The organism is Pseudomonas sp. GW821-FHT07F01, assembly GCF_059418825.1.
Genome location: NZ_JBWKQO010000004.1, coordinates 385,517 through 398,927 on the forward strand (window position 1 = coordinate 385,517; position 13,411 = coordinate 398,927).

Below are 13,411 nucleotides of genomic sequence, written 5' to 3' on the forward strand. Positions count from 1 at the left end.
AGTTGTCTGAAGCTGTGACAGCAGGGCTCTGGCGAAAGTGCTTTTTTTCCAGTGCCCGCTTACACCTCACAACACTCCTTCGCACAATAAAACAGGATTGTGCTGGAGCTGTCGGGGCGCTGGGCTTAACGTGGCCCGGGCCAGGTGCCCCATGGGGCGCCACGACGCTCAAGGAGGCAGCTTATGTCGGCCAGTACCGGTGCTTCGGTCATCGACCTGTATCACCAGGCGCAAGACTATTTCTTCGTTTCCATCTCCCAGTTCTATCGACGTTTCGGCAGTGGCCTGAGTGCCTATTGCACCGGGGTCGAAGCCAGCAGCCTGAACCTGTTGATGATGAATGTCTGCGCCGTCGACGAGCCGGGGGCGTTGGCCGAAGGCGTGGCGTTCCTGCAGCGCACGGGCATGCCGTTCTGTGTGGTGGTGCCCGAGGCGCTGGTGCCCCGGGTCAGCGGGCAATTGCACCAGCAGCATCTGCTGGCGGCGGACAAGACTACCTGCATGGTGCTCGATCTGACGCGCCATGAGCCCCGGCAAGCGCTTGCGGCGCAGGCCCAGGTGCGCTGTAGCGACCTGCGCCTGGAGGATTGGGCGCAGCCCGTGCAGAGTGCATTCGAGTCCGGCGAGGGGGGGATCGAGCAGTACCTGGCCCGGCATCGGGCGGCGCTGTCGGCGGGCCGGGCCCTGAGCCATTTCACCCTGTATGTCGAGGAGCGCCCGGTGAGTGCCCTGACCCTCTCGCTGCTGCCGGGGCTGGCGCGCCTGGATGACATCGGCACCGTGCAGGATTGCCAGGGCCAGGGCTATGCCACGGCGCTGATTCAAGCGGTGCTGGCGTTCGCCCGGGCCAGGGGCGCCAGGACCTGCGTGCTGGAAGCCTCCCTCGATGGCCTGTCGATCTACCGCAAGGCCGGCTTCGAAGCGCTGTTCGACTACCGCACCTTCTGCCAGGAATGAGCCTGCCCTAGCGGGCAGCGTTCTGCCGGAACTGGCGCGGGCTGAGCCCGGTCAGGGCCTTGAACTGGCGGCTGAAGGCACTGTGGTCGGTGTAGCCGCATTGCAGCGCGACCTCGGTGATGGGTTCTTCGGTGAGCAGCAACTGCGAAGCGTGTTCCAGGCGGACCTTGTGGATCATCTGCCGTGGCGTGAGGTGGAAGATGCGCTTGCAGTAGCGCTCCAGCTGGGCAGTGGACAGGCTGGCGATGCGGGTCAGGTCGTCCAGGCGGATGGCCTCGCTGTAGTGCTCGCGGATATGCCGGTCCACCGCTGCCAGGCGTTCATAGGCCGGATGGGTGTCATGGGCGGCCTGCAGGTCCAGGGAGATCCCGGCCATGCCGATGATCTGCCCGTCACGCCCGTACAGCGGCAGTTTCTGGGTCAGGCACCAGCCGGGCTCGCGGCTGCCATACAGATGCAGTTCCAGCTGGCCCTTGATGGTGATGCCCTGGCGCAGCACGCGCTGGTCCTGCTCGGTGTAGACCGGGCCGAGCACCGCCGGGAAGACTTCGGCGGAGGTCTTGCCCAGCAGGGGCCGCACATTCTTGAAACCGCAGCGCTGGGCCAGGGTCAGGTTCGCCACTCGGTAGCGGGCCTGCAGGTCCTTGATGAAGAACACCGCGCTGGGGATGCAGTCCAGCAGCGGGGTGATCGGCGCCATGTTGGCCAGCAGGCCATTGAGGTCCCGGGGTGCATGGGCGGCGATGGCCCGGGGCAAGTGGTGCAGCTGTGCGCCATCGATCATCGTCTGCCTCTCTCTATGGGGGCTTGGGGGATGGATCTGGGTCGATAAAGCCAAGGGGTTCAGGGGCCGCCGGTTGCATTGTCGGCGCCGGGGCGTGCCTGCTGGCTGTCGAGCAGCAGCGTGGCGATCCGCGCCGGCACCAGGGGTGCCCGTGGCGGGGTGGGTGCCCAGCCAAACAGGCGGTGGGCCGCGCTGGCACAGACCCGGCCCTGGCAGGCGCCCATGCCGCAGCGGCTCTGCAGCTTGGCCTGGGCCCAGTCGGGGGCTGCGGCCACGGCGGCGTAGGGCACATCCTCGCACCGGCACAGCAGAGTATCAGCTCGGGCCAGTTGCAGGACCTGCGGCTGCAGCTCGAAATGCCGCAGCAGGCGCTCGGCAAAATGCTGCCAGTGACGGCGCTGCTGGATCAGTTCGGCGGCCCGGTCTGCCTGCCCGCTGGCCACACAGCCGGCGATCCGGCCTTCGATCAGCGCCAGTTCGCTGCCACCGATGCCCGTGCACTCGCCGGCGGCCAGGACCTGGGGCAGGCTGCTGCGCTGTTGCTGATCGACCGCGATCGCGCCCTGTTCCAGGCGGCAGCCCAGGTGGCTGGCCAGGCGCACATTGGGCACCAGGCCGAAGCCGCAGGCCAGGTAGTCGCAGGGGATTTCCAGGGTGCGCCGGCCCTGGCGGATGCGCACGGCCTGCAGGTGCTGCTCGCCCAGCGCCTCGACCACGTGGGCGTTGCAGCGATAGCTCGGGGTGGCCAGGCTCAGGGCCTGGGCCAGCTTGTTCGGCCAGCGCCACAACTGGGCGGCAAAACCCAGCAGCGAGGCCGCCGGGGCCTGTTCCAGCACCCGCACCACCCGGCCGCCGGCGCGGCGCGCGGTGGCGGCGCTGGCCAGCAGCAAGGGACCGCTGCCGGCGATCACCAGGGTCTTTCCTGCCACCGCCAGGCCGTTCTTGAGCAGCGCTTGCAGGCCGCCGGCCCCGGTCACCCCGGGCAGGGTCCAGCCGGGGAAGGGCAGCAGCAGTTCCTGGGCGCCACAGCACAGGATCAGTTGTTCGAATTCCACGTGCCAGGCCTGCCGCGCATCTTCGAGCAACAGGCTGTGGGTGCCCAGGGTTGAGATGATGCGGGTGGCGCTGAGGTAACGCACCGCCGGGTGCTGCAGTACCTTGAAGTGCTCGGCCTGGGCGGCGCTGGGCGGATGCTGGGGGCCGTGGCGCCAGATCTGGCCGCCGGGGCGCGGGTTGTCATCGACGATCAGGATCGAGCTGGCGCTGTGGCTGGCGGCCTGGGCGGCGGCCAGCCCCGCCGGGCCGCTGCCGACGATGAGGATCTGGCACTGCAGGTGGCGGGCGGTCATTGGCTGCGCTCCACCTGCATGCCGTCCCGGCACAGGGTCTGGCAGGCCAGCTGGCGGCGGCCATCGATGGTCATCCGGCATTCCTGGCAGATGCCCATGCCGCAGAACACGGTCCGCGGCTGGCCACCGCAGGAGGTGCGGGTGCGCGGGTCGGCGCTGCCGGCCACGGCGGCGGCCACGCTGAGGCCGTCGGCCACCTGCAGGGCCTGCTGGTCCAGGTAGATGATCATGGCAAGTCTCCAGTCAGGGCGGCGAAGCGCCCGGGCAGATAGGGGCGCGGGTCGAGCGCCGGGCATTCGCCCAGCATCAGGTCCACCAGCAGTCGCGCGCTGCCGGGAGCGGTGGTGACTCCCAGGCCTTCGTGCCCGACCGCCAGCCACAGGCCCGGTTGCCGCGGGTGTTCGCCGAGGATTGGCAGGCCATCCGGCGTGGCGGCGCGAAAGCCGGTCCAGGCGCGGATGCCGTTGAGCTCGGCGAGCGCCGGCAGGTAGTCCACGGCGCGCCGCAGCATGGGCGCCAGTACGCTGGGTTCGATGGCCGGATCGAGGGTGTCGAACTGTCGGGACGAGCCGATCAGCAACTGACCGGTGGGCCGCGGCTGGACATTGAACGCCACCGAGGTGCCGTGGCTGGCGTGGGCGCTGGCGGCGTAACCCAGCTCCACCAGTTGGTGGCCGACCTGTTGCGGGTAGCGGTCGCTGATCAGCAGATGGCCCTTCTTCGGGCGCAGGGGCAGGGCCGGCAACAGTTCCCGGGCAGCGAAGCCGTTGGCCAGCAGCACCCGTTGTGCCCTCAGCACGCGACCGTCGGCGAGCTCCACCTGGTCCCCGGCGACGCTGCGCACCCGGGCTGCCTGGCGCCTGATCAGCGAAGCGTTGCCGAGCAGCCAGTGGGCAGTGGCCGGGGCGTAGAGGATCGCGTCGCCGGAGATCTTCAGCGCACCGGCCAGGCCTTTGCGCAACATCGGTTCCAGGCTCGCCAGCCGGGTGCTGTCCAGCAGCTCGCCGCTGATGCCGTGGTCGGCCAGGGCCTGCTGCTTGGCCCGCGCCAGGTCCCTCTCGTGGTGGTCGGCGGCCAACCACAAGGTGCCGCAGTTCCGGTAGGCGCAGGCCTCGGGCAGGCGTTCGCGCAGCTGCCGCCAGAGGCCGAGGGAGTAGTGACTCAAGGCCAGTTCCGCCGGGTTGTCGTCCATCACCACCAGATGGCCCATGCCGGCCCCGGTGGCACCGCCACGACCATCGTCGAGCACCTGCACCCGCAGGCCGCGCCGGGCCAGCTCATGGGCGCAGGCGGCACCGATGATGCCAGCGCCCACCACTATCACCTCGGCCTCGGCCACCGGCGTCACGAGCCGATGCCCCAGACGAACGGATCGCTGTCGTCCAGCAGCAGAGTGGCTTCGGCGCTGATGTGGGCACTGCCGCGAAGGATCGGAATCAGTTGCTCGCCGACCTTCTCATAGTGGGCGCTGAACTGGCTGCCGATGACACTGGCCTGGCGCCAGGCCTGGCCCGAGGCGAGCTTGCCGTCCGCCGCCAGGCACGCCAGCTTGGCGCTGGTGCCGGTGCCGCAGGGCGAACGGTCGTAGGCCTTGCCGGGGCAGAGCACGAAGTTGCGGCTATCGGCTTGCGGGTCGTCGGCGAACAATTCGATGTGGTCGATGACCCCGCCCTCGGCGCCGGTGATGCCGGCGGCTTCCAGGGCCTGGCGCACGTCCCGGGTGTAGTGGGTCAGGGCTTCGACATTGTCCAGGGCAATGCGCTGGCCGTGGTCGCTGATCAGGAAGAACCAGTTGCCGCCCCAGGCGATGTCGCCGTGCACCTTGCCGTGGCCGGGCAGTTGCAGCATCACCTGGGTGCGGTAGCGGTAGGCGGGGACGTTGCGCACGCTCACCGACAGGTCCTCGTGCAGGGTGGCCTCGACGGTGCCCACCGGGGTTTCGATACGGTGCACGCCCTGGTCGATGCGCCCCAGGTGATACAGCGAGCGCACCAGGCCAATGGTGCCGTGGCCGCACATGCCCAGGTAGCCGCTGTTGTTGAAGAAGATCACTCCGGCACAGGCGTCGCCGGCCTGCGGCTGGCACAGCAGGGCCCCCACCAGCACGTCGCTGCCCCTGGGTTCGAGGACGCAGGCCCGGCGCCACTGGTCGTGCTCGCGCTCCAGGATCTGCAAGCGTTCGGCCATGGAGCCACGGCCCAGGTCGGGAAAGCCGTCGATGACCAGGCGGGTGGGTTCACCCCCGGTGTGGGAGTCGATCACGGTTATTTTTTTCATGAGGGCACCTGAGGGCAAAGAGCTACAGAGTGGCCTTGGCAGGGGCGCTGCCGCTTGTGGGTTTTCGCTGTCGTGGATGACGAAATCGGCACAGTCCGTTCGGCTGTAGAGGCGGTGTGCGAGGAACATGCCGGTGAGCCGCGAGCGCCGGGCAAGTGTGCCGATTTCGTCTCCTTCGGGGGTGAAAAGTCTCAAGCTGCGACGGGGATAAAAGGCGACTCTGGATTTCGTATCCAACGCCTGTCGGCCCGGCCGACCTCATACAAGGACAAGACCATGAGCCGTAAAACCATCCAGTGGAGCGGTGTGTTCCCCGCAGTGACCACCCAGTTCAACGCCGATTTTTCCCTGAACCTGCAAGCCACCCACAAGGTCATGCGCAGCCTGGTGGACGATGGCGTCTCGGGGCTGGTGGTGTGCGGCACCGTGGGGGAGAACACCTCGTTGACCACCGCGGAAAAACTCGCGGTGATCGAAGTGGCCAAGGACGCCGCCGGCGGCCGGGTGCCGGTGATTGCCGGGGTGGCCGAATTCACCACCGAGTTTGCCCGCAACACCGTGCGCGAGGCCGCCAGGGCCGGGGCCGACGGGGTGATGGTGATGCCCGCCCTGGTGTACTCGGCCAAGCCCCATGAGACCGCCGCGCATTTTCGCGCCGTGGCCACCGGCACCGACCTGCCGGTGATGGTCTACAACAACCCGCCCATCTACAAGAACGACGTCACCCCCGACGTACTGATCGCCCTGCAGGACTGCGAGAACATCGTCTGCTTCAAGGATTCCTCCGGCGATACCCGGCGCTTCATCGACCTGCGCAATGCCGTCGGCGACCGCTTCGTGCTGTTCGCCGGGCTCGATGACGTGGTGGTGGAAAGCGTTGCGGTGGGCGCCGAGGGCTGGGTCTCCGGGATGTCCGTGGCCTTCCCCAAGGAGGGCGAGACGCTGTTCCGCCTGGCCAAGGAAAAGCGCTTCGAGGAAGCCCTGGCCCTGTACCGCTGGTTCATGCCGCTGCTGCACCTGGATGCCCGTCCGGACCTGGTGCAGTGCATCAAGCTCTGCGAAGAACTGGTAGGGCGTGGTTCGTCCATTACCCGGCCGCCGCGCTTGCCGCTGCAGGGCGAGACCCTGGCCGAGGTCAAGGCGATTGTCGCCAAGGCCCTGGCCACGCGCCCGAGCCTGCCCAACGTCGGCTTGTAAGGCGTTCACGGGCGCCCAGGGTGAAGGGCGCCCGCTTCCAAACAACAGCTCCGGGCAGCCACAAGGCACAGCCCGGGTGCAGTGCTGCAAGCGTCGGCCGGCCCCGCCGACGTGACATTCCATCTGCCCATTCCAATAATCCAAAACAGGCGCAGCCCCATGTCAGGCAAAGGCAAATTCAAGAAACAACTCTCTCTGGTGGACCTGACCTTTATCGGTCTGGGTGCGATTTTCGGTTCCGGCTGGCTGTTCGCTGCCAGCCACGTTTCGGCGATTGCCGGGCCGGCGGGGATCTTTTCCTGGCTGCTGGGCGGCTTTGCCGTACTGCTGCTGGGCATCGTCTACTGCGAGCTGGGGGCAGCCCTGCCCCGGGCCGGCGGGGTAGTGCGCTATCCGGTGTTTTCCCACGGGCCGCTGTTGGGCTACCTGATGGGGTTCATCACCCTGATCGCCTTTTCCAGCCTGGTGGCGATTGAAGTGGTGGCGGCCCGGCAGTACGCCGCGGCCTGGTTCCCGGCGCTGACCCACGAGGGCTCGAGCAACCCGACGATCATCGGCTGGCTGGTGCAGTTCGCCCTGTTGTGCCTGTTCTTCTGGCTCAACTACTACAGCGTCAAGACCTTCGCCAAATCCAACAACTTCATCAGCCTGTTCAAGTTCATCGTGCCGCTGCTGGTGATCGGGGTGCTGTTCACCTTCTTCAAGCCCGATAACTTCCATGTCCAGGGCTTTGCGCCGTTCGGTCTCTCGGGGATCGAGATGGCGGTCTCGGCGGGGGGCATCATCTTTGCCTACCTGGGGCTGACCCCGATCATTTCCGTGGCCAGCGAAGTGCGCAATCCGCAGCGCACCATTCCCATTGCCCTGATCCTTTCGGTGTTGCTCTCGACCCTGATCTACGGCCTGCTGCAACTGGCCTTCCTGGGCAGCATTCCCACGGAAATGCTGGCTAACGGCTGGAGTGGCATCAGCAAGGAGTTCTCTCTGCCGTACCGCGATATCGCCCTGACGCTCGGGGTCGGCTGGCTCGCCTACCTGGTGGTGGCCGACGCGGTGATCTCCCCCAGCGGCTGCGGCAACATCTACATGAACGCCACGCCGCGGGTGGTCTACGGCTGGGCCCGCACCGGGACCTTTTTCAAGATCTTCACCCGCATCGACGAAGAGTCCGGCATTCCGCGTCCGGCGCTGTGGCTGACCTTCGGCCTGTCGGTGTTCTGGACCTTGCCGTTCCCTTCCTGGGAAGCCCTGATCAATGTGGTCTCGGCAGCCCTGGTACTGAGCTATGCAGTGGCGCCCATCAGTGTCGCGGCCTTGCGCAAGAGCGCGCCGGAGTTGGCGCGGCCGTTCCGCGTGCGTGGTTTTACCCTGCTGGGGCCGGTGTCCTTCGTGATCGCGGCGCTGATCGTCTACTGGTCGGGCTGGGGCACGGTGTCCTGGCTGCTGGGGCTGCAGATCCTGATGTTCGTGATCTACCTGTTGTGCAAGCGCCTGGTGCCCACCGATCACTTGAGCCTTGGCGAACAGGTGCGTTCGTCCCTGTGGCTGATCGCGTTCTATGCCCTGACCATCGTCATTTCCTACCTGGGCAGCTTCGGCGGCATCGGCGCCCTGGCTCACCCCTTCGACACCCTGACCGTCACCCTCATGGCCCTGTGTATCTACTACTGGGGCGCCAACACCGGCGTGCCCGGCGCCAAGCTGGTGCTGGACGGCGATGAGGTGGAATGAGGGTGCCCACTTTCAAGCAGACGAGGCAAACCATGACTGTTACTGGACAGATGCTGATCGGCCAGCAAGCTACCTTGGGCACCCACGGGCATATCCATGGGCTGAACGCGGCCACCGGCCAGGTGCTGCAACCGGCTTTTGGCGGGGCCGCACCGGCCGACCTGGAGCGTGCCTGTGCCCTGGCCCAGGCGGCGTTCGAGCCTTATCGGCTGTTGCCGCTGGAGCAGCGGGCGGCGTTTCTGGAGAGTATCGCCAGCCAGATTCTTGAGCTGGGGGATGAACTGATCGAGCGTTGCCTGCTGGAAACCGGCCTGCCCCGTGCCCGCCTGGAAGGCGAGCGCGGGCGCACCGTTGGCCAGTTGCGGCTGTTTGCCGCGGTGGTGCGCAAGGGCGGGTTTCTCGGGGTGCGGATCGACCCGGCGCAGCCCGGGCGCCAGCCTTTGCCCAGGGTCGACCTGCGCTTGCGGCAGATTGGTCTGGGGCCGGTGGTGGTGTTCGGTGCGTCGAACTTTCCTTTGGCCTTTTCCGTGGCCGGCGGCGATACCGCATCGGCCCTGGCGGCGGGCTGCCCGGTGATCGTCAAGGCGCACTCGGCCCACCCCGGCACCTCGGAACTGGTGGCCCAGGCCATCGCCCGGGCGGCACGGCAGCAGGGAATGCCCGAAGGGGTGTTTTCACTGTTGTTCGACAGTGGCCGGGATATCGGCCAGGGGTTGGTGGCGGACTCGCGGATCAAGGCCGTGGGTTTCACCGGCTCGCGCAGCGGCGGGATGGCCCTGATGCAGATCGCCGCGGCGCGCGCCGAGCCGATCCCGGTGTATGCGGAGATGAGTTCGATCAATCCGGTGCTGCTGTTGCCCCATGCCCTTGAGGAGCGCGGCGAGCAGATCGCCCCGGCGTTTGTCGCCTCGCTGACCCAGGGCGCCGGGCAGTTCTGCACCAACCCGGGGTTGATCCTGGCCGTCGATGGGCCGGCGTTGCAGCGTTTTGAGCGGGCCGCCGCCGAGGCCCTCGGCCACGTGGCGGCGCAGACCATGCTCACGCCGGGCATTTACCGCAGCTACTGCCAAGGCGTGGCCAGCCTCGCGGCGCATGCCCGGGTGCAGCTCCTGGCCCAGGGCCCGGAAGGGCAGGGCCAGCAGGCGCGCGGGGCATTGTTCGCCACCTCGGCCGCGGCGTTCATGGCGTGCCCCGAGTTGCGCGGGGAGATCTTTGGCCCGGCCTCGCTGATTGTCCGCTGCGCCGACTTGACTGTCCTGCAACAGGTACTGCGCAGCCTGGAGGGCCAGCTGACCATTGCCATTCACCTGGGCGAGGGCGATCAGCCGCAGGTGCGGGCGCTGCTGCCGCTGCTGGAGAGCAAGGCCGGGCGCCTGCTGGCCAACGGTTTCGGCACCGGTGTCGAAGTGGCCCATGCCATGGTCCATGGCGGGCCGTTCCCGGCCACTTCCGACAGCCGCAGCACTTCCGTGGGCAGCCTGGCGATCCAGCGCTTCCTGCGCCCGGTGTCCTACCAGGACCTGCCCGAGTCGCTGTTGCCGGCTGAACTGCACAGCGCCAATCCGTTGCAGGTGCCGCAGCTGCTCGACGGCCAGGGCCCGGACTGACCCAAGGCGCGCCTGCTCTCCTCGGGAGTGCCGGCGTGCCTACTCATCCTTCTTGCCTTACCTATCCGCAAACTCTCCCACAGGAGCGTTCCCCACCTGCCATAGAGGTTCCTGCATGTCTGAATACATCACCCTGTCACTGGATGAAGTCTGTGCCCTGTCCTATCAGGTCCTCACTCGCCACGGCCTGTCCGACGCCCATGCCCGGGCGATCGCCGAAGTCATCACCCAGGGCCAGCGTGACGAGTGCCACTCCCATGGGGTGTATCGTCTGCTGGGCTGCGTACGTTCGGTGCGCGAGGGCCGGATAGACCCCCGGGCCGAACCCAGCCTGCGGCATGTTTCTCCCGGGGTGCTGGAGGTGGATGCCCATTACGGCTACTCCCTGCTGGGTTTTCATACCGGTTTGCCGATCCTTGCGGAAAAGGCCCGCAGCCAGGGCATCGCCGCCATGGTGATCAAGCGCTGCTTCCACTTTTCCGCGCTGTGGCCGGAGGTCGAGGCGATTGCCGACTACGGCCTGGTGGGGATGGCGATGAACCCCAGCCATAGCTGGGTGGCCCCGGCGGGCGGGCGTCATCCGGTGTTCGGCACCAACCCCCTGGCCTTTGCCTGGCCGCGCCCGGGGGGCCAGCCTTTTGTCTTTGACTTCGCCACCAGTGCCATTGCCCGGGGGGATATCGAACTGCATGCACGCCAGGGCAAGCCGATTCCCGAGCACTGGGCCATCGACGCCGATGGCCAGCCCACCACTGATGCCAAGGCGGCGTTGCAGGGCGCCATGCAGACGTTCGGCGGGCACAAGGGTTCGGCCCTGGCGGCGATGATCGAGTTGCTGGCCGGTGCCCTGATCGGCGACCTGACCAGTGCCGAGTCCATGGCCTTCGATGGAGGCGTGGGGGCTACGCCCTGCCATGGGGAACTGGTGCTGGCGTTCGATCCCAGGGTGTTTTTGGGGGAGGGCTATGCGCAGGGGCTGGAACGGGCGGAAGGGTTGTTCGCGGCGATTGCCCGACAGGGCGCACGGCTGCCGTCACAGCGGCGTTTTGCGGCCCGGGCCCGCAGCCTGGAGCACGGAGTGCAGATTCCCCGAGGGCTGCTGGAGGATATTCGCGGGTTGCTCTGAGACCTGTTCACCGGCAGACGGCTCCTGCGGATGAGTGCAGGAGCCGGCTTTACGGCATCAGAAGCGTACGTTGGCCGCCAGCTCGGCGGAGCGCCCCGGCGCGACGGTGGCGAACATCCCCACGTGGGAGGCGTCGTAGTAAGTCTCGTCGGTGAGGTTGAGCACGTTGAGTTGCAGGTCCAGGTTCTTGTTCACCCGGTAGGCGAGCATGGCGTCGTAGCGCCAGTAGGAATCGAGGCTGCGGGTGTTTTCATCGTTGGTATAGCGCTTGTCCACATAGTTGGCGCCGCCGCCGACCTTCCAGCGGTCGGTGAGGGCGTAGGTGGTCCAGACCGAGCCGCTGTTGGGGGCGATGAACTTGGCCTGGTTGCCATCGAAGTTGGTGTTTTTTCCGGACGCATACTTGACCGTCTTGGCATCCAGGTAGGTGTAGCCCGCCATCACTTCCCACTGCTCGGTGAGATGGCCGGTGGCTCCCACTTCAAACCCCTTCACCTCGACGTCGCCGTCCAGCGTGACCTCGTTGCTGATCGGGTCGTAGGTCCGGGCGTTGGTCTTCTCGGTCTTGAACAGGGCCGCGGTCAGGGACAGGCGTTCGTTCAGCAGGTCCCACTTGGTGCCCAGCTCGATGCTGCGGCTCTTTTCCGGATCCAGGTTGCTCAACCGCCCGCCCGCGGCGCCGTCGGCCCCCCCGGATTGCCCGGCGGTTTCCCCCGATGGGTTGAACGAGGTGCCGTAGGACAGGTAGATGCTGCCGTACGGCAGCGGCTTGAAGACGATGCCGCTCTGGTAGGTCCAGAGGTTGCTGCGGTTGCTCTGGGCGTCATCGCGCACGTGGTAGTTGTCGAAGCGTGCCCCCAGGTTCAGGTCCCACTGTTCATGCAGGGCCAGGGTGTCCATCACGTACAGGGCGCGGTTGTTGTGCTTGGTGACGCGATGCTGGCCATCGCCGCGTGGCACCGGGGTGAAGGGATCCTTGGGGTTGGGGTTGTTCAGGTCACCGAGGTCGGCGCTGCCCGCGCTGCCATAGCGGTTTTTCTCGTCGATCCGTTCCCGGGAGAATTCCAGGCCGGCGCTGTAGCTGTGGCCGATGGAGCCGGTGTCGAACTTGCCGAAAATATCGGTCTGGTTGATCAGCGAGGTATTGACCACGTTACGTGGGCGAGCGGTGCGTTGTGCGAGGTTGTTGAGCTCCTGGGCCGGTGTCGCAATCGGCCGGCTCATGATGTAGTCCTGCATGCTGCGCCCCTGGCGTGTGGTGTTGCGCAGGGTCAGCTGGTCATTGAAGTCGTGCTCCAGTTGCAGGGTGAAAAGATCGGCCGAGGTCTTGCGGAAGTCGCGTTTGCTGAAGCCGTAGAAATTGTCCCGGTCAACCTTGACCGGCTTGCCGCTGATGGCCGATACCGGAACACCCTGGTCGGGAATGTCGTCGCTCTGCATGTGGTAGTAGCTGAGGGTGCCGCGGGTATCGGTGTTCAGGCCGAAGGAAAAGCTCGGCGCCAGGCCCCAGCGGGTGACTTCCACGTCGTCGCGCCCGGGGGTATCGGCTTCATGTTTCATGGCGTTCAGGCGCAGCGCCATGTTCTGTTCGGGCAGGTACTGGTTGAGGTCGACGGTGGTGCGGCGCAGTTGATCGGTGCCCAGGGTCAGGCTGCCGGCGGCGAAGGTTTCCTGCTGCGGCACTTTGCTGACCAGGTTGATGGTGCCGCCGGTGGAACCGCGCCCCGCGTAGGCCGAGCCCGGGCCCTTGACGATCTCGATCTGCTCGACGTTGAAGGCTTCGTGGGTCATGCGCCCGACATCGCGAATGCCGTCGATCATGATGTCGGTGCTGGCTTCGAAACCACGGATGAAGGGCCGGTCGCCCAGCGGCGTGCCGCCTTCGCCCGCGCCGAAGGTGATTCCCGGCGTGGTGCGCAGGGCATCGGCCAGGGTCGACACCGCACGCTCCTGCATCAGGGATTCGGTGATGATGGTCACCGACTTCGGGGTTTCGCGCAGCGGTGCGGTGAACTTCACCGAATCCGATGTTTCGCGCTTGTATCCCGGCTTGTGTTCGCCCTTGACGTGGGTGGTGCCGAGGGTGACGGATGCCGGGTCGGATGGGCGTTCGGTGGATTGCTCGGTGGCGCCGAGGCTGGCTTCGCTAAGGGCCATCAAACCGAGGGATGTGGACCACAACTTCCATGGGTGTGGGCGGGCAGGACTAGACATTTCAGATAGAGCCTCCGTTTTATTTGGAATGGATTCTCATCTGCGAATTAATATCATTCAATCAGAACTATCTGAACAATCATGTCGAAAAGTGTATGCGTCGCTGTATGCGCGATAGCCGGGCCCTCCTCAGGACCGCTACCGGGGGGCCGTGGCCTGTTGCTGAACC

11 protein-coding genes are annotated in these 13,411 nt (G+C 66.6%); 5 read left to right on the forward strand and 6 right to left on the reverse strand.

Going from position 1 to position 13,411, the window contains the following annotated elements:
* The first annotated feature begins 183 nt into the window (after positions 1–183).
* Entirely contained in the window at positions 184–957 is a 774-nt protein-coding gene (locus AC07R1_RS16125; RefSeq protein ID WP_011059749.1) for a GNAT family N-acetyltransferase, read from the forward strand.
* A gap of 7 nt (positions 958–964) precedes the next feature.
* On the opposite strand, the gene AC07R1_RS16130 is transcribed toward AC07R1_RS16125, so the two are convergent.
* The 5 genes from AC07R1_RS16130 to AC07R1_RS16150 are packed head-to-tail and all read right to left on the reverse strand — an operon-like array spanning position 965 to position 5,367.
* Complete coding sequence (locus tag AC07R1_RS16130) at positions 965–1,741, reverse strand: PAS domain-containing protein (protein WP_495110697.1); 777 nt, start codon at positions 1,739–1,741, stop codon at positions 965–967.
* Between the two features lie 59 nt (positions 1,742–1,800).
* Positions 1,801–3,090 carry an NAD(P)/FAD-dependent oxidoreductase gene (locus tag AC07R1_RS16135; RefSeq protein ID WP_072451067.1) on the reverse strand — a complete coding sequence of 430 codons (1,290 nt, stop codon included), beginning with the start codon at positions 3,088–3,090 and terminating at the stop codon, positions 1,801–1,803.
* Positions 3,087–3,320, reverse strand: a complete 234-nt coding sequence (locus AC07R1_RS16140; RefSeq protein ID WP_011059752.1) for a 2Fe-2S iron-sulfur cluster-binding protein — start codon at positions 3,318–3,320, stop codon at positions 3,087–3,089. The genes AC07R1_RS16135 and AC07R1_RS16140 overlap by 4 nt, the downstream gene beginning before the upstream one ends.
* On the reverse strand, positions 3,317–4,438 hold the full coding sequence (locus AC07R1_RS16145; RefSeq protein WP_495110698.1) for an NAD(P)/FAD-dependent oxidoreductase: 1,122 nt from the start codon (positions 4,436–4,438) through the stop codon (positions 3,317–3,319). Before AC07R1_RS16145 ends, AC07R1_RS16140 begins: the two co-directional genes overlap by 4 nt.
* Entirely contained in the window at positions 4,435–5,367 is a 933-nt protein-coding gene (locus tag AC07R1_RS16150; protein WP_495110699.1) for a 4-hydroxyproline epimerase, read from the reverse strand. The genes AC07R1_RS16145 and AC07R1_RS16150 overlap by 4 nt, the downstream gene beginning before the upstream one ends.
* A 276-nt stretch (positions 5,368–5,643) precedes the next feature.
* Here AC07R1_RS16150 and AC07R1_RS16155 point away from each other — a divergent pair, with 276 nt between their 5' ends.
* From AC07R1_RS16155 to AC07R1_RS16170, 4 genes are all read left to right on the forward strand, one after another.
* A complete protein-coding gene (locus AC07R1_RS16155; protein ID WP_065364414.1) occupies positions 5,644–6,564 on the forward strand; it encodes a dihydrodipicolinate synthase family protein in 921 nt (306 codons plus the stop codon).
* A gap of 159 nt (positions 6,565–6,723) precedes the next feature.
* Positions 6,724–8,295 carry an APC family permease gene (locus AC07R1_RS16160; protein WP_065364413.1) on the forward strand — a complete coding sequence of 524 codons (1,572 nt, stop codon included), beginning with the start codon at positions 6,724–6,726 and terminating at the stop codon, positions 8,293–8,295.
* A 32-nt stretch (positions 8,296–8,327) separates the two neighbouring features.
* The gene (locus tag AC07R1_RS16165) at positions 8,328–9,902 is read left to right on the forward strand and encodes an aldehyde dehydrogenase (NADP(+)) (RefSeq protein WP_495110700.1); all 1,575 of its coding nucleotides are present in this window, start codon (positions 8,328–8,330) and stop codon (positions 9,900–9,902) included.
* A gap of 115 nt (positions 9,903–10,017) precedes the next feature.
* Complete coding sequence (locus AC07R1_RS16170; RefSeq protein ID WP_065364411.1) at positions 10,018–11,028, forward strand: Ldh family oxidoreductase; 1,011 nt, start codon at positions 10,018–10,020, stop codon at positions 11,026–11,028.
* Between the two features lie 57 nt (positions 11,029–11,085).
* On the opposite strand, the gene AC07R1_RS16175 is transcribed toward AC07R1_RS16170, so the two are convergent.
* Positions 11,086–13,242 (reverse strand): TonB-dependent receptor, encoded by a 2,157-nt coding sequence (locus AC07R1_RS16175; protein WP_495110701.1) that lies wholly within the window; start codon positions 13,240–13,242, stop codon positions 11,086–11,088.
* Between the last annotated feature and the right edge of the window lie 169 nt (positions 13,243–13,411).

Excerpts from the sequence above, each read along its gene's own strand:
- AC07R1_RS16130 (WP_495110697.1), bottom strand. The coding sequence starts at position 1,741 with ATGATCGATGGCGCACAGCTGCACCACTTGCCCCGGGCCATCGCCGCC.
- AC07R1_RS16165 (WP_495110700.1), top strand. The coding sequence starts at position 8,328 with ATGACTGTTACTGGACAGATGCTGATCGGCCAGCAAGCTACCTTGGGC.
- AC07R1_RS16170 (WP_065364411.1), top strand. The coding sequence starts at position 10,018 with ATGTCTGAATACATCACCCTGTCACTGGATGAAGTCTGTGCCCTGTCC.
- AC07R1_RS16155 (WP_065364414.1), top strand. The coding sequence starts at position 5,644 with ATGAGCCGTAAAACCATCCAGTGGAGCGGTGTGTTCCCCGCAGTGACC.
- AC07R1_RS16150 (WP_495110699.1), bottom strand. The coding sequence starts at position 5,367 with ATGAAAAAAATAACCGTGATCGACTCCCACACCGGGGGTGAACCCACC.
- AC07R1_RS16135 (WP_072451067.1), bottom strand. The coding sequence starts at position 3,090 with ATGACCGCCCGCCACCTGCAGTGCCAGATCCTCATCGTCGGCAGCGGC.
- AC07R1_RS16160 (WP_065364413.1), top strand. The coding sequence starts at position 6,724 with ATGTCAGGCAAAGGCAAATTCAAGAAACAACTCTCTCTGGTGGACCTG.
- AC07R1_RS16140 (WP_011059752.1), bottom strand. The coding sequence starts at position 3,320 with ATGATCATCTACCTGGACCAGCAGGCCCTGCAGGTGGCCGACGGCCTC.
- AC07R1_RS16175 (WP_495110701.1), bottom strand. The coding sequence starts at position 13,242 with ATGTCTAGTCCTGCCCGCCCACACCCATGGAAGTTGTGGTCCACATCC.
- AC07R1_RS16125 (WP_011059749.1), top strand. The coding sequence starts at position 184 with ATGTCGGCCAGTACCGGTGCTTCGGTCATCGACCTGTATCACCAGGCG.